Source organism: Alkalicella caledoniensis, assembly GCF_014467015.1.
Taxonomy (GTDB): Bacteria; Bacillota; Proteinivoracia; order Proteinivoracales; family Proteinivoracaceae; genus Alkalicella; species Alkalicella caledoniensis.
This window is the reverse complement of record NZ_CP058559.1, coordinates 2582210-2607136: the sequence shown is the minus strand read 5'-3', so window position 1 is coordinate 2607136 and position 24927 is coordinate 2582210. Positions and strand designations below refer to the sequence as shown.

At 35.8% G+C, this 24927-nt stretch carries 24 protein-coding genes and 1 pseudogene; 7 read left to right on the top strand and 18 right to left on the bottom strand.

Annotation, left to right across the window (positions count from 1 at the left end):
• Positions 1 to 2 precede the first annotated feature (2 nt).
• The gene (locus HYG86_RS12835; protein ID WP_213165985.1) at positions 3 to 731 is read right to left on the bottom strand and encodes a glycerophosphodiester phosphodiesterase; all 729 of its coding nucleotides are present in this window, start codon (positions 729 to 731) and stop codon (positions 3 to 5) included.
• Between the two features lie 94 nt (positions 732 to 825).
• Entirely contained in the window at positions 826 to 1227 is a 402-nt protein-coding gene (locus tag HYG86_RS12830; protein WP_213165983.1) for an EVE domain-containing protein, read from the bottom strand.
• A 228-nt stretch (positions 1228 to 1455) separates the two neighbouring features.
• Between HYG86_RS12830 and HYG86_RS12825 the strand changes: the two genes are divergently transcribed.
• Complete coding sequence (locus tag HYG86_RS12825) at positions 1456 to 1938, top strand: methylated-DNA--[protein]-cysteine S-methyltransferase (protein WP_213165981.1); 483 nt, start codon at positions 1456 to 1458, stop codon at positions 1936 to 1938.
• A 56-nt stretch (positions 1939 to 1994) separates the two neighbouring features.
• Here HYG86_RS12825 and HYG86_RS12820 read toward each other — a convergent pair whose 3' ends face one another.
• The 7 genes and pseudogenes from HYG86_RS12820 to HYG86_RS12790 all read right to left on the bottom strand — a co-directional run bounded on the left by HYG86_RS12820 (position 1995) and on the right by HYG86_RS12790 (position 10539).
• A complete protein-coding gene (locus tag HYG86_RS12820) occupies positions 1995 to 2702 on the bottom strand; it encodes a nucleotidyltransferase domain-containing protein (protein ID WP_213165979.1) in 708 nt (235 codons plus the stop codon).
• A 166-nt stretch (positions 2703 to 2868) separates the two neighbouring features.
• A complete protein-coding gene (locus HYG86_RS12815; protein WP_213165977.1) occupies positions 2869 to 4221 on the bottom strand; it encodes a glucose-6-phosphate isomerase in 1353 nt (450 codons plus the stop codon).
• A 206-nt stretch (positions 4222 to 4427) separates the two neighbouring features.
• Positions 4428 to 5492 (bottom strand): undecaprenyldiphospho-muramoylpentapeptide beta-N-acetylglucosaminyltransferase, encoded by a 1065-nt coding sequence (locus HYG86_RS12810; RefSeq protein ID WP_213165975.1) that lies wholly within the window; start codon positions 5490 to 5492, stop codon positions 4428 to 4430.
• Positions 5493 to 5642: 150 nt separating this feature from the next.
• A pseudogene (locus tag HYG86_RS12805) lies at positions 5643 to 5957 on the bottom strand (Spx/MgsR family RNA polymerase-binding regulatory protein); the annotation flags it as partial.
• A 57-nt stretch (positions 5958 to 6014) separates the two neighbouring features.
• Positions 6015 to 6863 (bottom strand): 2-oxoacid:ferredoxin oxidoreductase subunit beta, encoded by an 849-nt coding sequence (locus HYG86_RS12800; RefSeq protein ID WP_213165971.1) that lies wholly within the window; start codon positions 6861 to 6863, stop codon positions 6015 to 6017.
• A 1-nt stretch (position 6864) separates the two neighbouring features.
• A complete protein-coding gene (locus HYG86_RS12795; RefSeq protein WP_213165970.1) occupies positions 6865 to 8547 on the bottom strand; it encodes a 2-oxoacid:acceptor oxidoreductase subunit alpha in 1683 nt (560 codons plus the stop codon).
• 408 nt (positions 8548 to 8955) lie between these two features.
• Positions 8956 to 10539, bottom strand: a complete 1584-nt coding sequence (locus HYG86_RS12790) for an NAD(P)/FAD-dependent oxidoreductase (protein WP_213165969.1) — start codon at positions 10537 to 10539, stop codon at positions 8956 to 8958.
• Between the two features lie 324 nt (positions 10540 to 10863).
• Between HYG86_RS12790 and HYG86_RS12785 the strand changes: the two genes are divergently transcribed.
• Complete coding sequence (locus HYG86_RS12785) at positions 10864 to 11064, top strand: cold-shock protein (RefSeq protein ID WP_213165968.1); 201 nt, start codon at positions 10864 to 10866, stop codon at positions 11062 to 11064.
• Positions 11065 to 11169: 105 nt separating this feature from the next.
• Here HYG86_RS12785 and HYG86_RS12780 read toward each other — a convergent pair whose 3' ends face one another.
• The gene (locus HYG86_RS12780; protein ID WP_213165967.1) at positions 11170 to 12294 is read right to left on the bottom strand and encodes a class I SAM-dependent methyltransferase; all 1125 of its coding nucleotides are present in this window, start codon (positions 12292 to 12294) and stop codon (positions 11170 to 11172) included.
• A 161-nt stretch (positions 12295 to 12455) separates the two neighbouring features.
• On the opposite strand from HYG86_RS12780, the gene HYG86_RS12775 reads away from it, so the two are divergent.
• Together HYG86_RS12775 and HYG86_RS12770 are read left to right on the top strand one after the other, a co-directional pair.
• Positions 12456 to 12782, top strand: coding sequence for a nucleotide pyrophosphohydrolase (locus tag HYG86_RS12775; RefSeq protein ID WP_246451780.1), 327 nt, complete (start codon positions 12456 to 12458; stop codon positions 12780 to 12782).
• Between the two features lie 82 nt (positions 12783 to 12864).
• The gene (locus HYG86_RS12770) at positions 12865 to 13434 is read left to right on the top strand and encodes a spore coat protein (protein ID WP_213165965.1); all 570 of its coding nucleotides are present in this window, start codon (positions 12865 to 12867) and stop codon (positions 13432 to 13434) included.
• A 29-nt stretch (positions 13435 to 13463) separates the two neighbouring features.
• Here the strand turns inward: HYG86_RS12770 and HYG86_RS12765 are convergent, their stop codons facing one another.
• Together HYG86_RS12765 and HYG86_RS12760 are read right to left on the bottom strand one after the other, a co-directional pair.
• Positions 13464 to 14615 (bottom strand): THUMP domain-containing class I SAM-dependent RNA methyltransferase, encoded by a 1152-nt coding sequence (locus HYG86_RS12765; RefSeq protein ID WP_213169269.1) that lies wholly within the window; start codon positions 14613 to 14615, stop codon positions 13464 to 13466.
• A 235-nt stretch (positions 14616 to 14850) separates the two neighbouring features.
• Complete coding sequence (locus HYG86_RS12760; protein WP_213165963.1) at positions 14851 to 15435, bottom strand: LysM peptidoglycan-binding domain-containing protein; 585 nt, start codon at positions 15433 to 15435, stop codon at positions 14851 to 14853.
• A 155-nt stretch (positions 15436 to 15590) separates the two neighbouring features.
• On the opposite strand from HYG86_RS12760, the gene HYG86_RS12755 reads away from it, so the two are divergent.
• The 3 genes from HYG86_RS12755 to HYG86_RS12745 all read left to right on the top strand — a co-directional run bounded on the left by HYG86_RS12755 (position 15591) and on the right by HYG86_RS12745 (position 17236).
• Entirely contained in the window at positions 15591 to 16364 is a 774-nt protein-coding gene (locus HYG86_RS12755; RefSeq protein WP_213165961.1) for a threonine/serine exporter family protein, read from the top strand.
• 12 nt (positions 16365 to 16376) lie between these two features.
• Positions 16377 to 16808 carry a threonine/serine exporter family protein gene (locus HYG86_RS12750; protein ID WP_213165959.1) on the top strand — a complete coding sequence of 144 codons (432 nt, stop codon included), beginning with the start codon at positions 16377 to 16379 and terminating at the stop codon, positions 16806 to 16808.
• Positions 16809 to 17032: 224 nt separating this feature from the next.
• Positions 17033 to 17236: a hypothetical protein gene (locus tag HYG86_RS12745; RefSeq protein WP_213165958.1), complete on the top strand. Its 204-nt coding sequence runs from the start codon at positions 17033 to 17035 to the stop codon at positions 17234 to 17236.
• Between the two features lie 14 nt (positions 17237 to 17250).
• Here HYG86_RS12745 and HYG86_RS12740 read toward each other — a convergent pair whose 3' ends face one another.
• The 6 genes from HYG86_RS12740 to HYG86_RS12715 all read right to left on the bottom strand — a co-directional run bounded on the left by HYG86_RS12740 (position 17251) and on the right by HYG86_RS12715 (position 24797).
• Positions 17251 to 19149: an ABC-F family ATP-binding cassette domain-containing protein gene (locus HYG86_RS12740; protein WP_213165957.1), complete on the bottom strand. Its 1899-nt coding sequence runs from the start codon at positions 19147 to 19149 to the stop codon at positions 17251 to 17253.
• 425 nt (positions 19150 to 19574) lie between these two features.
• On the bottom strand, positions 19575 to 20030 hold the full coding sequence (locus HYG86_RS12735) for a hypothetical protein (protein ID WP_213165956.1): 456 nt from the start codon (positions 20028 to 20030) through the stop codon (positions 19575 to 19577).
• A gap of 524 nt (positions 20031 to 20554) precedes the next feature.
• The gene (locus tag HYG86_RS12730; protein ID WP_213165955.1) at positions 20555 to 22054 is read right to left on the bottom strand and encodes an IS1182 family transposase; all 1500 of its coding nucleotides are present in this window, start codon (positions 22052 to 22054) and stop codon (positions 20555 to 20557) included.
• A gap of 139 nt (positions 22055 to 22193) precedes the next feature.
• The gene (locus tag HYG86_RS12725) at positions 22194 to 23546 is read right to left on the bottom strand and encodes a hypothetical protein (RefSeq protein WP_213165954.1); all 1353 of its coding nucleotides are present in this window, start codon (positions 23544 to 23546) and stop codon (positions 22194 to 22196) included.
• Positions 23547 to 23563: 17 nt separating this feature from the next.
• Complete coding sequence (locus HYG86_RS12720) at positions 23564 to 24409, bottom strand: ABC transporter ATP-binding protein (protein WP_213165953.1); 846 nt, start codon at positions 24407 to 24409, stop codon at positions 23564 to 23566.
• Positions 24410 to 24431: 22 nt separating this feature from the next.
• Entirely contained in the window at positions 24432 to 24797 is a 366-nt protein-coding gene (locus HYG86_RS12715) for a GntR family transcriptional regulator (protein ID WP_213165952.1), read from the bottom strand.
• Positions 24798 to 24927 lie beyond the last annotated feature (130 nt).

Below are 24927 nucleotides of genomic sequence, written 5' to 3'. Positions count from 1 at the left end.
CCCTACCTTTCCTCACTTAAGATTTGTAGAGCCACATCTGGATAGTTAGTAATGATTTGTTCCACTCCTGCTTTTATGAAGTTTCTGATCATTTTAGGATCATCAACTGTAAAAACTGTTATGGGCATGTTGTTTAGTTTAGCACCTTTAATTATCTCAGGAGCTAAACTGTATAGATATGGGTGGATAGCATTGGCTCCTAAGTCTTTAGCGTACTTCCATGGTTGGTAAAGGCCAGACATATAAAGGACACCTAGACGTATATCTTCATCTAATTTTCTTAACTCCACTAAACTGTAGTGGTTAAAAGAAGAAATCACACTGTTATCTGTGTAATTGTACTTGTAAAGTAGCTCTAAAACCTTTGCTTCTATATCAGGATAAAAAATGGGCCCTGATTTTAATTCTAGATTTAATATTATTTCTTTACCACTAAGTAACTGCAACAATTCTTCTAGTGTAGGAATCTTCTCCCCTTTAAATTCTTCAGAAAATTTGATGCCTGCATCTAGTTTTCTTAGTTCGGAATAAGTAAAATCCTTAATAAATCCTTTTCCGTTAGTAGTTCTCTCAACGGTCTCATCATGGCAGAGTATCAATACACCATCTTTTGTCATCTGAACATCCGTTTCTATTCCATGACTGCCCATATCTAAAGCCTTCTTAAAGGCAGACATGGTATTTTCTGGGGCACCCCCCGATGCTCCCCTGTGGGCAATAATTCTAGTCATTAATTTCCCCCCTTTTTTGTTATGTGTATACTTCTCTATAAACAAAAAAATATCCTTCATTCAATAAAGGATATTTGTAAATTTTAATTAAATTCTAAGATAGGGTCAGTATTTTTTCCCAATATTCTTTTTTCACTGGCATAACAGATAGCCTGGATATATTCACTAGTTCCCATTCTTTAAAATCTGGATCAGCTTTTATTTCCTTCAGGGTAACTGGTCTTTTTAATTCACTAAGGTATGAAATATCCACCGCTACAAATTTTTCTTTTTCATCTGTTGGATCGAGATAGCTTTCTTTAGCTACTATACCAATCCCCACAATTTGCTTTTCCTTACCAGTATGGTAAATGAATACTTTGTCACCCTCATTCATTTCCTTCATATATTTAGCAGCTTTAAAATTCCTTACCCCATCCCACATTCCTACACCTTCGGCTTTTAAATCATCTAGACTATAATCATCAGGTTCAGTTTTTAATAACCAGTATTTCATTTTTATCAACTCCTTTAGTAGTTATATATAGTATACCTTTATATTTCCATTGTGATAAAAGGAATCCCGTGGTAAAATATCTACATGGTTTAGTAACTAAAGTACTAGTCTATATACTTAATTATTTTCATATTTTAAATAAAATACCTAGAGAATAAAGTTTTTTTGAATAACTGGGAGATATTTGATGAGAGTAGTCATCAAAAAAAATATAAAGGAGTTCGGGTTATGTATTATAAGATAATTGAAACCCCCATTGGAAAACTCACATTAATCTGTGATGATATTTCTTTGACATCCATTGCTTTTGGAGAAAAACAGATGTCAGAAGAATTTGAGGAAAAACAGCTTCATCCCATATTAGTAGAAACATCACGCCAGCTTAGTCTGTTCTTTGAAGGCAAATTGCAAGAGTTTAATATCCCTTTAAATCCATCAGGAACTACTTTCCAAAAGGCCGTGTGGGATTCTCTGAAAGAAATACCCTATGGCAAAACTGTAAGTTATGGAGATGTTGCCAAAAATATTGGCAACCCCAAAAGTGTTCGAGCTGTAGGTCAAGCAAACAATAAAAATCCTATACCTATTATTATACCCTGTCACAGAGTTGTAGGCAAAGACGGTTCACTAGTGGGTTATGGAGGCGGTTTAGATATTAAAAAATATCTTTTAGCCCTTGAGGATAGCACTGATAAAGGCGTTGCCCTTTAAGTTAAAAGCATTACCACTTTTTAAGTGGTAATGCTTTTTTTAGTGGTAATGCTTTTTTAAGTTTCTCTGTTATAACCTTCAAAAAGTAACCCTCCCATGGGGTCTAGTATATCTTCTGTGAATTTTATGAGTTTATCCTTTTTCCCTTTTGAATAAAAGGAAGTGAAGGCTTCAGTAAAACTATATGCTAAATCATCATCAAACTCCTTAAGTACCTTATAAGTCCACTTTCCGTCTCCGATCCAACGACGGTTAATTCTCATTATAAACTCCGCTAGTAAAAAAGATAGTTTATTAACTATAAAGATGCTTTCATGTACATCATTTGAGCCCTTAAAATCCTCAATTAAGTCAGTAATCAGGTAGCGATAGTTCTCTGTTTCTTCTTCCGATAATCTCGGCGGCCCATGTTTTAGGATTTCCTCCCCTTCTCTTTTTAGAAGGTGAAAGTTTTTCTCCTTATCAATTATAGGGATCCCCTCCACTATCATACTGATAAGGGAGGGTCTAGCTTGCTCTACTCCCTTGGCACAGTATATCTTATAGCTGCTTGGATTGTAGACAAAAACCTCGATAGGCCATTTTTGAAAAATAAGTGATTTTCTATATGGCATCTCCTCTTCAGCAGTGATTATCACTATATCCAGATCTGAAGTTTCTGTACCTTCCCCTCTCACAACACTTCCAGCTAAGATTGCCAAACTACAGTTCGGATACTCTTGTGTAATAAATTCCCTGGCTGATACTAATGCTGAACCCATCATATAAAATCCCCCCATATAAAAAACATAATGATATATACTTCTACATTTGTGAGAATTTTCCTTCTTTAATTATAAAAAACTTTTAGGGCTTAGTCCTATTAACAGAGCAAAGTATATTTCAACCATTTAACAAAACCCAAGCCTAAAGGCTTGGGTTTTGGGATTGTTATTTTAATCTTTTTTCTAGTTCTTCCTTTTGTACTTCAAAGCCTGGCTTCCCTAATAAGGCAAACATGTTCCTTTTATAGTCCTCAACACCTGGTTGGTCAAATGGGTTAACCCCAAGTAAATAACCACTGATACCACAAGCTTTCTCAAAGAAATACGCCATATATCCGAAATAGTATGGTGTCAGCTCTGGAATATTAACTATCAGGTTTGGGACACCACCATCTGTATGAGCTAGCATTGTACCTTCAAAAGCTTTTTTGTTTACAAAATCCATGGTTTTCCCTGATAGATAATTTAGTCCATCTAGGTCAGAGCTTGCTTCTTTTATGGCAACATCTTCTCTTACTGAGTTCACATGTAACACTGTTTCAAAGATATTTCTAATACCATCTTGTATGTACTGTCCCATTGAATGTAAATCTGTTGAGAAATTCACACTACTTGGGAATATTCCTTTTTGATCTTTTCCTTCACTTTCACCAAAAAGTTGTTTCCACCATTCAGAAAAGTATTGAAGGCTTGGCTCGTAGTTAACCATGATCTCAATTGTTTTGCCTTTTCTATATAGGGCGTTTCTTGCCACAGCATACTGGTAACAATGATTCTTGTCAAGGGAAGTCTCCATAAGGTCTAGTCTAGCCTTTTTAGCCCCTTCCATCATTTCATCTATGTTCACACCACTGGCTGCGATGGGTAAAAGTCCTACTGCTGTTAGTACAGAGAATCTACCTCCAACGTCATCAGGAATTACGAAAGTCTCGTATCCTTGCTCATCAGCTAGGCTTCTTAATGCACCTTTACTACTATCAGTTGTTGCAAATATTCTTTCCTTTGCTTCTTCTATACCATACTTGTTTTCCAAATACTCCCTAAAGATTCTAAAGGCAATGGCAGGTTCAGTGGTTGTTCCTGATTTAGATATGACATTTACTGCAATTTCTTTTCCTTCTATAACCTCTAACAAGTCTTTAAGGTATGTACCGCTAATGTTATGGCCTACGAAGTAAATCTCTGGAGCATTACGTTTTTCCTTTGGCAAGCCATTGTAGAAAGTGTGGTTTAGCATATCAAGGGCTGCTTTAGCTCCAAGATAAGAACCACCTATGCCAATAACTAATAGAACATCAGCTTTTTTTTGTATTTTCTTTGCAGCTGATTTAATCCTTGCAAATTCTTCTTTATCGTAGTTTTCGGGTAAATCGATCCATCCTAAAAAGTCATTACCTGCACCTGTTTTTTGATGTAACATTTCGTGGGCAGCTTCCACAAATGGTTGCATGTTCAGGATTTCCTGTGAGTTTATGAAATCTTTAGCTTTTAAGTAGTCAAATGTTACTGGCTTTTGCATTTATTTACCTCCCAAAATAGAATTAACTTTATTATAATGTATTGCTTTAGTTTTTTAAAGTGTCTAGAGTAAAACTTCTGACTGATCTATATGATCTTTAAGAGCAAGGCCTTAGTTCAAAGGCTTAGCCACGGATCTACATGATCTATATGATCTTTAAGAGAAACCTTTAGTTCAAGGGTTGGTTAGGATTTACACGTTCTATACTACTTACTATACTGTTTAATTATTTCTAGTACTCTTGCTGTGCCGTCTGTGGATGTGCTTTTGGTCATTGCTTGAATATATTTATCTTTGTTTTTATATACATCATTTATTACATTTAAAAGTATATCATTAGTTATAGCCTCTTCTTGCAATACTTTACTATAGCCCATTTTTTCAAAGGAGTTGGCATTTAGGATCTGATCGCCTCTACTAGCCTTAGCAGAAAGAGGTACAAGTATGTTCGGCTTTTTAAGGGCTAATAGCTCATATATGGAGTTTGCACCTGCCCTGGATATAACAAGGTCAGCCATAGCAAAGAAATGGGGCAAATCTTCTTTAACATATTCGTACTGAACATAGCCACTCAATCCTTTATGCTCTTCACTTAAATTCCCTTGTCCACACAAGTGTACTATTTGGAATTCTTTTAAAAGGTCAGGTAGTATTTCTCTGACTGAGTCATTTAATTTTTTAGAACCCAAGCTTCCTCCTACTACCATGATTGTGGGTTTTGATGGATTAAAGCCTGCTAATGCATATCCCATCTCTTTTTTACCTTGGTGTACCTCTGGTCTTATGGGTGTTCCTGTATATACACCTTTGTCTTTTGGTATGTGCTTCACTGTCTCTGGGAATGTTACACATACTTTTTTTGCCACTGGGATAACAAGTTTGTTAGCAAGTCCTGGAGTAAAGTCTGATTCATGGATAACAGTTGGCACCCCTCTTATTTTTCCCCCTAAAATAACAGGAACTGTAACAAATCCACCTTTGGAAAAAATAACATCTGGCTTTATTTTACCTAGAATTCTATATGCTTGAGCTACACCCTTCATTATCCTAAAGGGATCAGTGAAATTTTGCTTATCAAAATATCTTCTGAGCTTACCTGATGATATGGGGTAATACTTAATCCCGATATCTTCTATGAGCTTTCTTTCTATACCCTTTACTGATCCAATGTAATGTATTTCATAGCCTAATTCTTTAAGTCTAGGTATAAGAGCAATGTTTGGTGTAACATGGCCAGCAGATCCACCACCGGTTAGAACTATTTTTTTCATGGGGACTCAACTCCTTCATTCATTCTCTCTATTTAAATATTATATTCTATCGCCCCAGTTATATCCACTGTTAATTGGTAAATTAGTGGAATCAGATGTGTGTAGTTGGGCAAAAACAATCCCCAAGATAAATTCCCGGGGATTGTTTTGCTATTTCACTTTTTCTTCGTACTCTTTTTCCTTAAAGCCTATTATTACTGTCTCTTTTCGGTCTGTTACTATTGGTCTTTTTACTAGCATGCCGTCTGAGGCCAAAAGTTCTAGTTTCTCTTTTTCTGACATATCTTTGAGCTTATCTTTTAAGCCCATCTCTTTGTAAACCTTACCGTTGGAGTTAAAAAATTTGTCTAAGGATACATCACTTATATCATACAATTCTTTAATTTCTTCTGGGTTCAGATTATCCTTAACTATATGCCTTGATTCGAAGTTTACATCATGTTCTTGAAGCCAAGCCTTGGCTTTTCTGGCACTGGTTCAACTGGGATAATCCATAAATAGCCATTTCATATATTCCAGCTCCTATCTAAAGTCAGCCATGTACTTTTCTGCATTTTTGGGATCTAGCTTTCTATCAACTAGAGGCTCACCTTGTTTTAAAAATTCAATTTTATCTATATATGTTGGTTCCTCTTTCTTATATAAAATACCAATAGGAATTCCATCATCTCCCCATTGATGGGCTAGCTTGTAAGCTTCAAACTTATCAGTTGGGCTATAGCTCTCATCTATGGGTTTTACTCTATCTTTATACCATTTGAATGTATTTACTTTATTGTAGGTAATGCAAGGTTGCATTATATCAAGTAAAGCATAACCTTTGTGTTCTATGGCTGCTTTCATCATGGAAACAAGATGTTCTTCATTTCCTGAAAATGATCTTGCCACAAAGGTCGCACCCATGGTAATTGCCACAGCCAATGGATTAAACTGTTCGTGTAGTACTCCCATTGTTTGGATACCTGTCTTTTGTCCCTTGGCCGTTGTTGGGGACGCTTGCCCTTTAGTCAGCCCGTAGATTTGGTTGTTGTGGACAAAGTGAGCTATATCCACATTTCTTCTAACATTATGGATAAAATGGTTTCCACCTTCACCGTAGGTATCTCCTTCACCTGATTCCACTATAACAGTTAGGTCTTTGTTGGCGATTTTAATTGCAGCACCAGCTGGCACAGCTCTACCATGTAGACCATTAAACCCATTAACACTAATATAATGGGGTGTTTTAGCAGCTTGCCCAATTCCTGAAGAAATAACCACTTCATGGGGTTTCTTCCCTAGCTCTGTTAAAGCTCTTTTTAGGGCTTTTAATATACCAAAGTTTCCACATCCAGGACACCATGCAGTATCAAAGGTTTTGAATTCACACATATTAAAGCACCTCCCCTTTGATTCTATTGTAAAGTTCTTGTGAACTAAAGGCTCTACCGTCGTATTTTAGTATACTTTGAACGCAGTTTACACCAGTTTGTTGTCTTATAATGTCTTTTAGCTGTCCAGTTGCATTACCTTCAATGTTTACAATCTTTTCAGCTGTTTTAGCCAGCTCTATAAACTCCTTCTCAGGGAGTGGCCATATGTCACCAAAAATTAGTGAAGTCACTGAAATACCTTCAGAAACCAGCCTTTCAGTAGCTTCTTTAAGTGGTCCATAGGTAGAGCCCCACGCTACTAAAAGGGTTTTACCTTTTTCTTCTCCTACCTTTACAGGCTCTTGAAGTTCCTTTTTTAATTCCTCAAGTTTCTTCATTCGCTTATTAACCATCTCTACCCTAACTTGAGCAGATTCAGTTATATGTCCTTCTTCATCATGTTCATCACTATCAACAAATACTAATTGATTTTCTATCTTACCAGGGATAATCCTAGGAGATATGCCGTTTTCTGTTAAGGAATATCTACGATAAACTCCATCTGAATTTATTGCTTCTTCTCCAGCTAGCTGCCTATCGATGGTTACCTTAGAAAAATCAAAAGGCTCAACGGTTTGATAGTAATCAGCTAAGTATTGATCACTTACTATTACAACTGGCATCTGATATTTTTCTGCTAAATTAAAAGCCCTTGTGGTTTGATAAAATGCATCTTGAACATCCCTTATGGCGATGACCATTAAGGGGAATTCCCCTTGGGAGCAGTTTATTATAAATTTCAAATCAGCTTGTTCTGTTCTAGTTGGTAGGCCCGTTGCCGGACCTGGTCTTTGAACTTCCGCAACAACCAGTGGAATTTCACCAATACCTGCAAAGCCCATGGCTTCAACCATTAGTGCAAAACCACCACCGGATGAACCAGTCATGGCTCTTACTCCACCATAAGAAGCACCAAGGGCCATTATAATTGCAGCGATTTCATCTTCTGCTTGTTCTACAACTATGTTGGCATCTTCTTGTAATTTTGCTAAATAACTCATTATACCAGTTGCTGGTGTCATTGGATAAGCAGAATAAAAAGTACAACCTGCGGCAACTGTTCCCAGTGCAACAGCTTCGTTACCGTTTATTAAAATATGCTTATCTTCACCAGGTGGTGGAGTTGTTTGAAAGATTGTATCTACCATTTTATATCCTTCTTCAACGGCTTTTAAATTTGCAGCTAAAATCTCACCATCATATACCTCATTAAGAAATTCTTCTAATTTGGCCGTCTGAATGCCAAATAATTTCAATGTGGCACCAACTGCAGCTGAACCCATAACTTTAGGGTTCCCAGCATTTTTAGCCGCTTCTTTTAGTGGTAGATTAAGATTTTTATCATCCTCTTTGCCAAAGGCTACGTCACAGACTACCTTCCCATTGGGAGTTAGTTTTTCTCTGTGGACCCTCACTGTTTCTTCATTTAAGGCTATGATCACATCCACATCGTCTTTATGGGCACATAGGGGGTTGTCTGAAAACCTAACTAATGTAAAATTATGCCCACCCCTTATCCTAGACATATAATCCTTGTTTGAAAAAACATAGTAGCCCATTCTTTTTAGAGCTTTCTCTACAAAGGTTCCTACTGTATCAACACCTTGACCTGCGGAACCACCAATTAAAATATTGTAATCCACAAAAAGCACCTCCTACACTATCTTTAGGTATATCTTCTTAAATAAGATATCCAAAGTTTAGCAAATATATAACCATATATACCCTATTCTACATAACAGTAAGAATTCCTGTTATTATTAGTTGATTTTTTGAAAAAATATATATAACATAGTAGGTTAGCTTTTCCTTACTGCTGAATACCTAAGCTTTTGCGTTTGCGCTAAAGGCTTAAGTTCAAAGAGTAAACATATGGTCACGGATTACACTGATTTTAAAAGAGATTAAAAGCTACTACAGATTAACAGAGCAAAATTATGTACACTGTACTAAAAGCTAAAAACTAAAAGCTTATGTGAATATAAATTTTCGTTTTTCTTGTCTGCTGTCTACTGTCTGCTTTCCACTTTCTACTTTCTCCTTTCTACTTTCTACTTTTTATATTCCTGTATTATAGCCTCGGCTACCCGTAATCCATCCACTGCTGCAGAAATAATTCCTCCAGCATAGCCAGCTCCTTCTCCGCAGGGGTAAATACCTTCTATATTGCTCTGATATTTTTCGTTTCTCAGTATGCGGATTGGTGATGAACTTCTTGTTTCAACACCTGTGAGTATTGCATGGGGGTTGGCGAAGCCTTTTATTTTTTTGTCAAAATCCACTATGGCTTCCTTTAAAGTTTCTGTTACGTAATCTGGCAGTACTTCGGTCAAATCCGTTAATGTAATATCCTTTTTGTAAGATGGGATCACATGTCCTAGCTTTGTAGATTCCCTACCCTCCAAAAAATCCCCTACAAGCTGAGCTGGTGCATTGTAGTTTTTTCCACCTATCTCGAAAGCTCTCTTCTCCCATTTGCGCTGAAATTCCACCCCAGCTAAAGGATGTGCACTTCCAAAATCCTCGGTTGTAACTCCCACTAATAATGCACTGTTAGCATTATCCCTATCTCTGGCATGTTCACTCATTCCATTTGTAACCACGTGCCCAGGTTCAGACGCTGCAGCCACTACCATACCCCCTGGGCACATACAAAAGCTATAAGCGCTTCTTCCACTTTTGGAGTGATAGACCAACTTATACTCAGCAGCCCCTAACTTGGGATGATCTGCAAAGCCTTTGTATTGAGCCTCATTTATAAGCCTCTGGGGATGTTCTACCCTCACCCCTATGGAAAATGCTTTTTGTTCTATGTTGATACCTTTATCATACAACATCTCAAAGGTATCCCTAGCGCTGTGTCCCAAAGCTAAAACCAGTGTTTCTGTTTCTAACTCCCCTTGATTTGTATGTATACACCTAACTTTGTCACCCTCTGTTATAACTTCCAGAAGTTTTGTTCCAAATAAGACTTGCCCACCATTTTTAATTATTTGCTCTCTAATGGTTTTAACAACATTTTTTAATATATCTGTTCCCACATGGGGCTTATGGGAGTACATAATCGCATCTGGCGCACCTGCTTTAACCATTTCCTCAAGTATTTTCCTACATCTTTTATCTTTAATCAGTGTAGTGAGCTTTCCATCTGAAAAAGTACCTGCTCCACCCTCTCCGAATTGCACGTTGCTCTCGGGGTTTAAACTACCCTGTTTCCAAAACTCATTTACAGTGTAGGTACGCTTATCTACATCTTCTCCCCGTTCAATCAGTATTGGATTATACCCCATTTGAGAAAGAAGTAAGGCACAGAACAGTCCTGCTGGTCCACTACCCACAATAACAGGTGGTTTATTCAGAGATTTTTTACCTTTACTAGGGTATTTGTATTCCAAGTTAGGTGTCTCTTTAAATCCCTTTTCCCTAAGGGCATCTTCTTGCCCCTTACTGAGTTTTACATCTACTGTATATGTAAAAAAAATCATATCTTGCTTACGGGCATCTATGGACTCTTTAAATATATTGTAAGTAATTATGTCGTTTGAGTTTATCCTAAGGGCTTTTGATATCTTATCCCTTAATATTTTCTCTTTATCTTCATGGATTGTTAATTTTATATCGGAAACACGGATCATATAAAAGGCTCCTTTTAATTTAATGTTATTTGCAAAGTAAATACTAATATTTTACAGCTAACTGACTTCCCAAATTTACTGTATATTTGCCTTAATAAGTATATCACATCTCATTAAATAGTAACCATTCTATGCCCAATTTATGCAAATAAAATACATCATATTGTTTGACTTTTTTTGGGGTCAATGGTATTATAAAGAAAGTACAAAAGGCGACCTCTTTTGTACAACAAATTGCTGCTTGTCTTATGGATAGAGCGATTTGTTCAAAAAAATTTTTTAGGGTCAGCCCAAAAAATGGGTAAGTTATAGGAGGTTAAGTAAATGCAAGAAGGTATCGTAAAATGGTTTAACGCAGAGAAAGGTTACGGATTCATCTCTATCGAAGGTGGTTCTGACGTGTTTGTACACTTCTCAGCTATCCAAGGAGACGGCTTCAAAACTCTAGAAGAAGGACAAAGAGTTTCTTTCGAAATTACCGAAGGTAGCCGTGGTCCTCAAGCAGCTAACGTTAACAAACTTTAGTATGCAAATATAACAGTTCCTCGAAGGAGGAACTGTTTTTTTTGTGTCTAAATATAAAGATAAGCCATGGAAAAGGCAAACAGCGTAAGCATTAACTTTCATAGCCTAATACACATACCTATCCATTGCCGGGGATACTCCCCAGTATTTCTTTGCTTCGTCATATCTTTTCTGGGCTTTTGTGTTTTCGCCCTTTTTTTCTGCTCGAATCATAATGTTTTTAGGAGTTTCTAGGGGTGAAATGTATTCGACCACATTAACTTTATAGCCATGGGCTTCTAAACCTAGTACCCTTATACCATCTGTTATAACATCTGAAAGTCTGTTCTTTAATATAGGGAAGCGGGCAAAGTCTTGTAGGTCATTATAGTTCAGCTGATCCCGTAGATCCTTTTGACAGCATGGCACTGCTATTATATGATCTGCTCCTAGTCTAACACCCAAACCAAGTTGTTGATCTGTTGCTATATCACAAGCATGTAAGCTAAGTACTAGGCTCACATCTTTATTTGTGTGAAATTCTTCTATCCTAACAGGGTGAAATTCCATATTTCTGTATCCTAATTCTTCACTAATTTTTTCAGATGCTGCTATGACTTCTTTGTTACCATCTATACCTATGAAGTAACATTTTTTTCTTAGTTTATCTTGTAGATAATAGTTAAGAACAAAGCTTAAATATGATTTACCACAACCACAATCCACTACTACAAGTTCTTTGTCATTGGGCCAGTCCTTCAGATAATTATCTAGTAACTCAACAAATCTATCTATTTGATAGTATTTCCTTCTTTTATCTTGTGGTATTTCCCCTAATGTATTCATGATACCGATAGCTTTAAGTAAATGACTGGCCTCTTGAGCTTTGATAAATTGTTGCCTTGTACCCGCTTCTGCTTCTTTCACCTCTGCAACAGGTTCATCTATTGTGCTAAAGGAAATTTTCACCTGGCTTCCCTTTATATCCACGGATATTTTAGTTCCACGCTCAATAATTTCTAGTTTACCATCCTGCCCAGCTAAAAATTCCACTATTTTGTCTGCTATTTTGTTTAAAGGGATTGGTTCCTTTTTATTTTTATGTACCCATACTATTTCATTACCTTCATACAGGAGTTTTCCTTTTCTACCATCTTGGGGCATTACTTCCATTTTTTGAAATGTATTCTTATCACTAATCCTAAGGACTATAGCTTGTAGAGAGTTTTTTATTTTCTTTTCGTTAGACATGAAATTCACCCTTTCTGTCTTGTATTTTACCATATTTTACTTTAATGATAAAATTGTATGTGAAATAAGTAATTATTAAAGCTTTCGGATAAAATTCAAAAATGAAAGCCTTAATTTTAAAAAAACATTTTCGTTTAATAATAGACAAGGAGTTGATAGTTTTGAAGGATAGTAGTGTTACGTTAAGTGAACTTAAAGGTAGGGTTAAGAAATTTGTTGGGGATAGAAATTGGGAGCAGTACCATAGCCCCAAAAACTTAGCAATGAGCATCTCCATAGAGGCAGCTGAGCTTATGGAAGAATTTCAGTGGATAGATATCCATGAAAGTAGAAATATAAAGGACACAGGGGATTTTGATAATATAAAAGAGGAAATAGCCGATATCATGATTTACTGTCTATCATTTTCAAATAGCCTGGATATTGATGTGGCTGATGCTATCATTAAAAAAATAGAGAAAAACGAAAAAAGGTTCCCTAAACCTTAGAGAAAAGTCTTTAAATATAAAAAACATATGTATTATTTTCCTCCCTAGTTGAAATGCTAAATAAAAAAGGAGGTTATTACATATGTCACATTTAACTAACAAAGAAAGAACATTGCTACAGGACTTACAAAGTCATGAGGAGATTTGTATCCAAAAGTATAATAACTATGCTAACCAAACAAATGATCAGCAGCTACAACAAATCTTCCAAAACCTAGCTCAAAAGGAACAGAACCACTACGATACAATTTCTCAAATGCTTCAGGGTCAAGTCCCTGATATGAGCCAAGGTCAACAACAAGGTCAACAACAGGGTCAGCAACAACAACAAGGCCAACAACAAGGAACTGGTCAAATGGCTCAAAGTATGGGTTCTGGTGGTCAACAGTCCCAAGGTCAGTCCCAACAAACCATGTACCAAAACAATAACAACCCTATGACAAACGCCATGGCCCAAGAAAAAGAAGCTTCACTGTGCCATGACATGCTAATGACTGAAAAATACGTTTCCAGTGCATATAACACTGTGGTATTTGAGGTAACTGACCCACAAATCCGCAAAGCCCTTCAACACATCCAACAAGAAGAGCAACAGCACGGTGAAGAATTGTTTAACTACATGCAAGCCAACGGAATGTATCAAGTAAACTAGACTAAAAACCAGCCCAATGGGCTGGTTTTTTAATCTTCTTGTTTGCGTCTTGGTGGCCTTGGTCCGTAGTACTGATAATACTGTGTTTCAATATTTCCATTGTAGAGTTTTCTACGTTTTGTTGCTTGCTGATTGAAGAGTTTCTCAAAGCCCTTATGGGAAGTAATGATATAGTAAGACCATGTTTCCATGGAGCTTCTAAAGGCCTTCCCCATTTCCTTATATAGCCTTTCCACTTCACTTTTTTCATTTAATCTTTCACCATAGGGTGGGTTTGTTATTATATATCCATAATACTTAGATGAGCTGATTTCTTGAACAGGTCTTTGCTGGAAGTGAATGTCTTCTTCTAGCATAGCCAGTTGGGCATGATGCCTTGCAAACTTTATAACTTTACCATCTATATCATAGCCGGAAATATTAAGCTCTCGGTCATATTTAGCCAAATCATGGGTTTCTTTTCTGGCTTCTCTCCATAAATCTTTATCTAGATTAGTCCAAGTTTCAGATACAAACTCTCTATTCATACCTGGAGCTATATTTTTTCCTATCATGGCTGCTTCTATGGGTATTGTACCTGACCCACAAAAAGGATCTATTAAAGGTCTTTCCCAGTTCCAGTTTGTAAGCATTATCATTCCAGCTGCTAGTGTTTCTTTTAAGGGTGCAGGTGCTGATAGGTCGCGATAGCCCCTCTTATGTAATCCTGCTCCTGTGGTATCGATGGTTAAAGTGGCAATATCCTTAAGTAACGCTACCTCTATCTTATAAACTGGCCCATCCTCATCAAACCACTGTTGCTTATATTTTTCCTTCATGTGTTCAACAATGGCTTTCTTAGTTATAGCCTGACAATCTGATACACTGAACAATTTTGACCTTACTGACTTGCCGTCAACGGGAAAGGTAGCATTTTTGGGCAGCCATTCACTCCATGGCAGTGCCTTAACACTTTGGAAAAGTTCTTCAAAGGTTGTTGCCTTAAATTCCCCAATTTTTAATTTAACTCTATCAGCTGTCCTTAACCACAGATTTGCCCTACATATGGCACTGAGGTCAGCTTTAAAGGTCACCTTTCCGTCTTCAACCTGTACATCTTCATATCCTAAGTCTTTTACTTCCCTGGCTACTAGAGCTTCCAAGCCAAAGGTTGCAGTGGCGATCAATTCAACTTTCACAATTAAACACTCCTTATCTTTCCTAATATTATAATTAAAAATAATGTCATCATTATGTTTGCCAAAAAACAAGGGAAAATAATCATACCTTCTCTTTTGTATATTACCACAATTTTCCCCACAGGCATAATAGGTTTATGCTATTTAGACGAAAAATAGGCTTAAGTCGAACATTATAAAATAAAAATGTCCCGAGGGATAAACTAAAACAGGCTACCCTAAAAGGATAGCCTGTTATTTACCTACAGCATTGTTCTAAATTTCCTTCTAGTACAATGGGTTCACCTAGTATTAGGCTTCCAGATGATATGTTAGGTGCTACTATAACAAAGTTATAATGCCTTAAAGGTTTATTGGTCTTCTGCCCTACCCACTGACTATCAATCTGCTCTAAATTAAACCTTTCCACATTTCCTGTTGCTTCATCTAGGAGATATGCCGTATAAGTATTGGCGTCTGGAAATAACACACTGGGGTTTGGCAAATTACTTGCTACAAGTAATAGCTCCTTAGTATCTTTCTTAACAAATGCTATCCCTGTAGCCATGGTAGCCTCAGGGGTTGGCATAAGTGGTAGCACACAAAAATCTTTATTGTTTTTGTCATCTGACTTAGGTATACATATCACTTGATCTTCGAATATCATATCCGGATCTGTAATTTGTGGATTAGATTCAATTAGACTTTTTAAAGTAACTTTCTCCTTTTTGGCAATTATAAATAAGCTTTCTCCTTGACGCACATTATGATAGTAGCCACTACATTTTTTAGGTGGCCTAGGAATATTCCCTTTATGTTTTTGGGCTATTGTCAAGCCTTTCATAAGTATCACCCCCTACAGCAGTGTATTCCTTCTGTAAAAAGAGGTGACAAATGTTTAGATTTTTATTGTAATAATCTCTTAATTCATTTAGTGTTTAATAGATACATATAACATGATATAATACAAAATATTATTACTAAAGAAGGTGTAAGAAAATGAGCCATCTGTTCACAACAAAAAACGCAATTATCGTAGCCCTTTATGCAGGTGAAATTATGCTTAAAAATGGTGCAGAGACATATCGAGTTGAAGAAACCATGTGTTATATTCTTAACTCGTTAGGTGTCTCCCATGCTGACAGTTTTGTAATACCAACTGGTATAGTACTGTCCTGCGATAGTCTAGAGGATAACAATCCCTATTCTGTTGTAAAGAGAGTTAGGAATAGAGGGCTAAATCTACAGAAAATATCTGATGTCAATAACTTTTCAAGGAAAATGGTTGCTGGTGAAATTCCCTTTGACCATGCCATGGAGACATTAAGAAAAATAGATAAAAAACAGGATTATAATAAAATATTAAAAGGTCTATCGGCAAGCCTATTGGCAGCTTCTTTTTCAATGTTGTTAGGTGGTACTATCAGAGATTTCATTCCAGCATTCGTAACTAGTCTTTTTGTACAGATTACCGTATTGAATCTGCATAAAAAAAGTTTTTCTTTCTTTTTAAACAATATAGCCGGTGGCTTTGTTGCAGCAGTTGCAGCCATGCTCTTTTATGAAACTGGGTGGGGGAATAGTGTCGATAAGACTATAATTGGCTCTATTATGACATTGGTTCCTGGTGTAGCCATTACAAACGCCATAAGAGACTCCATATCAGGAGACCTTGTTTCAGGAACTGCTAGGGCTGCTGAAGCTATGCTCGTTGCCATTGCCATTGCCGCAGGTGTTGGTATAGCACTTAAATTCTGGATAGATATAATATAGGGGTGAGATAAATTGTTTGAGAGTTTCATATTCGCTTTTTTAGCAACCTTAGGATATTCCATTGTGTTCAACGTGCCTAAACGATTTATCCCCCTAGCTGCATTAGGTGGTGCCCTTGGTTGGATGGGTTATATAGGTTTTGGACTAAATTATGAAGCCCCTGTGACTGCCGCTTTTATTGGTGCAACAATCGTTGGTATTTGGGGCGAGGTTTTATCTGTTAAGGTAAAAGATATCGTAACAGTATTTATAATCCCTGGCATAGTACCTCTAGTGCCAGGTGCAGGTATGTACTTTACAATGCTTGCAGTTATAGAAAAGGACTTTGAATTAGCTGCCACAACAGGGAGCGAATCCCTCTTTGTTGCAGGAGCCATAGCCAGTGCACTTATACTAGTTTCCTCTATATCTCGACTTTTTAGGGGAAGGAAGATCATGGAGTAGCTTCAAATAACATTTTAGGTAAGTACAAAACCATTGAACTACATGATATTTTAAAAAATAATATAATAGGTATTTATTGGCCCCGATAGCTCGGGGCTATTTTTAATATTAAACTTTCTATTTTGGTACAATATTTAGGAGTTATAGAATTAGCACATTTTGTTAACAATACTAGTTAATGACCTAAATTTTTTATCCTGTAGCATAATAGGAGGTGATTTTTGATGTCTAATAGAACTTGGATTTCTTCAAAGCAAATGTTTTGGAATAAGGACGAGTGGCAAGAGGCCATGCAACATCTAAACGAAAATGAACCCCAGTTTAATTCAATGAGTGCCGGTGATCAAGTGGGAAAAATGATAGGATACCTCATGGAGGAATATCCCGTCGATCAAGGGCAGTTAGATAAGATTAAAGCAAAAAGCTAAAAGTCATGGGCCTTTTAGCTTTTTAGGTCTTTAAACATTTCATTCATTTCCTCAAGTTCCATCCATCTTTCCATCTTCTGGTCTAACTGGGTCTGCAGCTCATCTATCTTCTCCTGAAGTTCTTGAAGCTTTACATAATCACTACCACACTGGCTTATTTCAGCTTGTGTGTGTTCTATTTGAGATTCCAGATCTTCCATAATCCCTTGTATCTCGTCATATTCCTTTTGTTCTTTATAGCTAAACTTAGCTTTTGCTTTCTCTTTTTGCTTTTGGGGAGCCCTCTGGGGCTCTTTTACTTTTCCCTTTATAATCTGATGGGGATGTTCTTCAATATACTCAGAAAAGCTACCAACATATCTTTTAATCACCCCACCATCTTCAAAACAGAAAAGGTGGTCGGCACACTTATCTAAGAAATACCTGTCATGGGAAACTATGATAACAGCTCCACCAAAGTCCTCTAGGAAATCCTCTAGTATGGTTAAAGTATCTATGTCTAAATCATTTGTGGGTTCATCTAGTAATAATACATTAGGCTCTTCCATGAGAATCCCTAAAAGATAGAGCCTACGTTTTTCTCCACCTGATAATCTTTTTATATATGTCCACTGTAAATGGCTTGGAAATAAAAACTTTTCTAGCATCTGACCTGCTGAAATGGTTTCACCACTTTGGGTGGTTATGTTCATGCGGATATTTTTAATATATTCTATTACCCTAAGTTCATCATCAAGAACGGTGCTTTCTTGATCATAGTAACCTATTTTAACAGTTTCACCTATAACCACTTCACCACTATCAGGCACTGCATGCCCAGTTATCATATTCAAAAGTGTAGATTTCCCTGTACCATTTTTTCCTATGATACCTATGCGGTCTCCTGGAACTACAGTATAAGTAAAGTCACGTATTAGTTTCCTATCATCAAAGGATTTGCTTACATTATCAAACTCTATTACTTTCCTACCTAGCCTTTGACTGGCTATATCAATTTCTAAGGTGCTTTTAGCCTTTGTCAGTTCTTTTTCCTTTAGTTCTTCATAGCGTTCTTTTCTAAACTTTTGCTTTGTGGAGCGGGCCTTAGCTCCCTGCCTAATCCATGCCAGTTCTTTTCTCAGTAGACTCCTATGCTTACGTTCTGACCCTGCGATATCTTCTTCCCGCAAGGTCTTTAATTCTAGGAATTGAGAGTAGTTGCCCTTATAGGTATACAAAGAAGTTCTATCTATCTCTATAATCTGATTGACAACCCTATCTAGAAAATATCTATCATGGGTGATAAGTAGTAGTGCCCCTTTTCTCTTAATTAAAAAATCCTCCAGGTAGGTGATAGATCCCGTGTCCAAATGGTTAGTGGGCTCATCCAGTATTAGCAGATCACAGGGTGTAATTAGTGCTCTAGCCAATGCAACCCTTTTTCTTTCACCACCAGATAACTGAGAAACCCTGACAGATAGGTTCTCTAACCCTAGCTGGCTTAGAATAGATTTTGCACTACTTTCTATATCCCAAGCCTTAAGGTTATCTAGTTTTATATTCATCCTACTTATTTCATTAATCACAGATTGGTTGCTTGGCTCTAGATCTAGTTGTTCTAGGAGCTGCTGATAAGTATATAGGGCCTTAAGAACATCTTCCTCACCTCGGAATACTTCCCTTATTATAGTTCCTTCTTGGTCAAATTCAGGGTCTTGTTGTAGGTAGTATACCTTTATCTCTTTACCTACACTTCTTTTTCCTGTGTCAGGAACGACAGTACCTGAGATAATCCCCACTAAGGTTGATTTCCCAGAGCCATTGGGGCCAATGAGGCCCAACTTGTCATTTTCCTTGATGCTTAAGCTTATATCTTTGAATAAGGGCTTGTCTATATAGCCTTTGCTTACATTTTCAATAGTTAACATGGTCATCTTGGTATTCTCCTCTTTTGATTCGCTAGTATTAATGTAGCAAACTTTTCAAGTTTTGTCGAATGTGGTAATTAAGTATTTTCTAAAACCTTTGGACACCATACACACCAAGTAAAACCACACCAAGTTGCACCAAGAGTAATGTAAGGAGGTCTTAATTTTAAAAATTAGAACATATGGACACTGATAACTCGGATTTTAAAAGAGATTTACTGGCTTGAGTCAAAAGATTTTTTTTCACAGATATTTAAGTCACTATCTTCTACCACCATTCTTCACTCTTCATAGACAACAAAGGGTACGGGATTAAAATCCAAAAGATAAGTTTGCTTTTTATAGTGTATGCTTTTTAGTGTAGGGTAGTGGTTAATGGTTTTGTCTTGCATACCTTTAGCTTCTAGCTCTAAAAGTTAGTCTCATTTTTTTTATCGCCATTGTATATCACTTTCTTTAATTGCTTTATATAAAGTATTATCATCAGTCAAATAAATTCTCTCAAAAAACTTACCATACACATGAATGCTTATCATATCCTCATATATAAATATTCTTTCGTTACCTGTTAAATTTAAAATATATACTTCAGATCCTTTATCTTTTGGATAGAAGTAATAAAAAATAGTTTTATTTATAACCATATCCAAATTAGATTCAAAAATTTCTTGTAATATTTTTCTGTTTTCTTCTTTATATTCAAAGTCTGAAGTCCTATCACGTTCCTCCGGAGTAAGATCCAACATGAAAATACTATTAACCTCAACATCTTCATTTTCCAAGAATTCCCCAAGTGTACCTTGTCGTGTATACAAAAAATTTACCAAAAATATTAAAATAAATACTGCAGCAAACAATATAATTATAAATTTCTTTTTCTTGAACACAACTCATCCCCCCTAAATGTATTAATTTTTACAAAAATTTAAACTTCTATAAAAAGATTCTATAAAAAGATTTATTATCCTTTACAATTGTTTTTATAATTTGATTTCTAACATATTGCTATAACCAACATTCCAGTTATAGACCTCAATATATTATTTAATATCATTCACCAACATATATCACACCAAGTTGCACCAAGAGTAATGTAAGGCCGGTCTTAGTTTTAAAAAGTTAGACATATGGACACTGATAACTAAGAGCCTTTTAGTGAAATATAGTGAGGCTGATTTTGAAGGTCTTTTTTACCACTATTTATCACTATTCAGAGACTACAAAGCGTACGGGATTAAAATCCAAAAGATAAGTTTGCTTTTTATAGTGTATGCTTTTTAGTGTAGGGTAGTGGTTAATGGTTCTGTCTTGCATACCTTTAGCTTTTCCTGTGTGCTACTGACTGCTAGACACAGAAAAAGGAGACAAATGAAGCGTCAGACTGTGTGGCTAATCTCTAAAAACTCAAGGATTAGCCGTAAATTTCCTGTCTTTTGGTGCAATATGACTTAAACATATAAAAATACAATGATAAAGTGGGTCTAAGAGCTACTAATATCCTTAGTAGTTCTTTCACTCCTATAATATTTATTACTCTTTTAAAATTATAGGCTAGCAAAACTAGGGCTGTCTCTGTAGTTACAGAATCCATCCCTCTTGTTAAAAAATACCCAGCATTCATTGTCCTTTTGATGGTTCCATAAGGATGCTCAACAATCATCTGCCTTTGTAGGTATTTGTCCATATTTGCTTCTGTTCTAGCATCTATAGTATCCAAAAAATCTTGGTTAGGTGACCGATTTATTATCCTGCCTTTGGCTGCAGTGGTGCATTTGCTTTTTGATTCACAGTTTTTACAGGCATCGTAGTTTCTATATTTTATTCTTTTTGGTTCTTTTGATTTGTGGTTTATTCTGCGTAATTCATGGCCCAAAGGACAAATATATAAGTCTTTTTCAGGCACATAAGTAAATTTATCTCCGTAGAAATCTTTGTCTCCTGTGGCGTTAGAATACGACTGTTTTGGCAAATAGACTGTTGTTTCGTTTCTCTCACATTTCATGAGGTCGTCTGCTTGGTAATAGCCTTTATCTGCCGCTACTTCAAGTTTCCTTTTTCCAAATATATCTTTAGCCTTTTCTGCAAGTGAATTTAGGTTACCTTGATCTGCGGGATTGTTTGTAACATCATATGCGACTATAATACCATGCTTAGAGTCTACAGCTGTTTGTATGTTATATGCTACAGTAACACCATTGTTTTTGTTGTCCATAAGCCTAGCATCTTCGTCAACTGTAGATACTTCATTACATTCGCTATCCTGTAGTTTTTTTTCCAACTCTTCAAATTTAATTTTACGCTCCTTGAGTTTTTCAATTTTTTGCTGAATTTCTTCAGGTGTATACTTAAGTTTAGGTGAATCGTCTTTGTCACTGCTTTCTAACAAATCTAGATAGGAATTAACCTTATCTTCGATATATTGTTTGTGTCTTTGTATTTTTTTCTTTGAGAAATTATTCTTCTTTGAATTATTAGCTTGAATTTTAGTCCCATCTATTGCTATGAATTCCTCGCCTAATAGTTTGAGATCCTTACACAACTTAGTAAAATCCTTGAAAACTTGTTTTAGCTGAGTTTTATTTTCTTTCCTGAAATCAGCTATTGTTTTAAAATCAGGTTTTAGTTTTTGTAATAGCCAAACCACTTCTATATTCCTGTGAGATTCTGTTTCTAGCTTTCTAGATGATCTTATGCCATTTACATACCCATATAGATATAACTTCAATAAAACAGAGGGATGATATCCTGGTGCACCTCTGCGGTGTTCCTTTGATTTAGTGAATGCACTCATATTGACCAGTTTTACGTATTCATCAATTACCCTAACGGGATTATCCTCACCTATGTAATCTTCTATGCAGTCAGGAAACATTGTTTTTTGCTTTCTATCTGTACCTTGTATAAATGACATTTAAAATCCCCTCTCCGATATTCTATAACTTAATTATACTACAGAAAAAGGGAAAAGTACTGTATTTACAGTACTTTGGAGGCATTTTAGACATATATTATTGTTTAATTCTCACACAGTCTGGCGTCCCCTTGTCACATTAATAAATATCTACTGAGCTTTCTAGGAAGTTTTGGATATCTTTGGTGGCCTTCTTTACCGTCTTTATTGCTAGGTAATATAGTAAAGCTGATGTAATTAATGTTACCATCCAGTGAAATGTTAGAAGAAATAAGGCTAAGATTAGACCGGATATTACTACTATAAAACCAATAACATTCATCTCATATCTTGGTTCCAGTACTCTTTTGTATATGGTTGGTGGTAGTACTAGGTATACTCCTATTATTACTATAGGAAATTTTATTGTTAGAAATAGAGTAATTAACCGAAAAACATCAACTTCCTCTAGATTCCCAAGGTAAAAAGATAAAGCAATGTTTAATGTGATTATTGCCATGGATATTGAAAGTTTAATTATCGTTGCCCTTGTAATATTACAAGCAATCTTCTTTATATCCACTGGTAATGACTTTATAATTACTAAGTTAGGACAAAAAATAGCTCCCCCCTCTTTCATACTCATAAATAATAAAAGCATTAAAAAAGGGATAATGGAAAAATAAATACTCCATCCAAGAAAGATTACTCCTAAAGTAGTAAACATTGAAATAAATACAGGGATCCTTAAGGTTCCAGTTAATTCTATGGAGTAAAGTTTCATTGGATTCAAGTCAGATCTACTATCATCTTTAACTTTGACAGATTTTTCATTAGTCACTATGTCTATTTCATCAATTCTCTTTAATGCAAATAAACATATAATTACCGTAGTTATTAGCATTATTGATGGGTAGATAATCCATAAACCATTAGATAGTTTCTCAAAGTAAATGATTAGGAAATTTACCATAGCAAATAAGGTATAGCCTTTAACTACGAAGTTTTTCCTAAAAAAACTACCAACACTTAATAAAATTCCACCCAGTATCATTATGGAGTTTATGAAAAAAATGGTTTTAACAACCTCTAATTCTATACTTGTACCAAGATTTAAAAAGAAGGGTATGTAAGTGATTATACATAAAAAAGTTCCCAAAATTGTGTTGAAAATAATTTTACTTGTAAAAATGTCTTTTCTCTTAATAGGCAAAGCGTTTATTAAAACATCATCAATACGTGGATTTTTTTTATCTGGATACTTAATAGATATAGTATTTAAGTTGCTTGACACAAATACTAAACCATTGTAAGTGATTAACATCATCGTAAAATATGAGCTTAACAAAGCAGTATTACTATCAATACCTAGGTGCTCTAATCCAATAGAAAATCTATAATTCTGTACTCTTGACATCAATGTTGACATGAAAACAATTATGAACAGCATTTCAGTTTTAAAAAATCCTAGATTAGTCAAATTTGCAAAATATATTCTTAACAAATTCCCCATTTTAACTCCCCCTTCGTCTACCGCCTTGAAGCATAAAACATTATATCCTCTATACTAGGAATCTGTAACATGATACCATCCATCTTTTCAAATCCACCCCAATTTCCACTCAACCCCTCTGAACCAAACTGACCACCCTTATAACCTATAATTTCATTTTTATATTTTTCTAGTATTTGAGTATTGCCCTTTACCACTCGATACCTTTTAGCTATATTTGCATATGAATCTGACTCAAATATTTTGCCATTATCCATAAATGTTACATAATCAGCTATTTTTTCAAGGTCTGATGTTATATGTGTTGAAAATAGAACCGAGGTATTTCCATCGTCCATTAACTCTTGAATTATTTCTAATATTTCCCTACGAGATATTGGGTCAAGCCCTGATGTTGGTTCATCCATAATGAGAAATTCTGGCTTATGAGAAATTGCCATGGCTACGGCAAATTTAGATGTCATACCCTTCGATAGGTCTCCAATATTCTTTCCTAAATCTAGTCCAAATCTCTCTATATATTCCTCGAATAGCTTTTGATTCCAATTAGTATATAAAGGAGCCACTAACTTAGCAACTTTCTCAAGCTTCATTGCCACTGGGTATATATTTTCATCATATACAAAACCAATTCGTTGTTTTATATCTCTTTCATTTTTGGTGTTATCCATACCAAATATCTTGATATACCCATTATCTTTGTGTAGCAAATTCATGATTAACCTAATTGTGGTTGTTTTCCCTGAACCGTTTGGACCCACTAAGCCCATAACATATCCCTTTTCTAAATTAAAGCTCACTTTATCTAATGCGAAATCCTTTATTTTTTTACTCAGATCTTTAATTTCCAAAACATTTTCCAAATACGCCACTCCCTCTCCCTTATTAATAAACCCTTTTTAGAATCTTAACTAGTTGTTCTAACTCTATCCCCAGTGCCTTAGCTTCTTCAGCCAATTCCTCAAGTTTGCCTGCAATTAAATCGCTCTTCTTATCCTCTAATGTTTCCGTATTTTGGGGAGAAACATAAAATCCCTTACCTTGTACTGAGTGAATAAGTCCTTGTATTTCTAGTTCCTGATAGGCAGTCTTGCTAGTCATTACACTTATATGTAGTTCCTTTGCTAAGACTCTTATGGATGGTAACAATGAACCTTCCTTTAATTCTCCAGTCAAAATCTGCCTCTGTATCTGCTCAGCTATCTGTACATATATAGGTTTTGAACCTGTTGTGCTAATAAGAATATCCAAGGACATTCCCCCTTTATAAACAATTCCGTGTATACTGTATATGCTTTACATGTACAGTATACACGGAATTGTGCTGAATTGTCAAATTACTCTTTTAAATCTTTTAGCTACCAACAAGCACCAGTAAAGC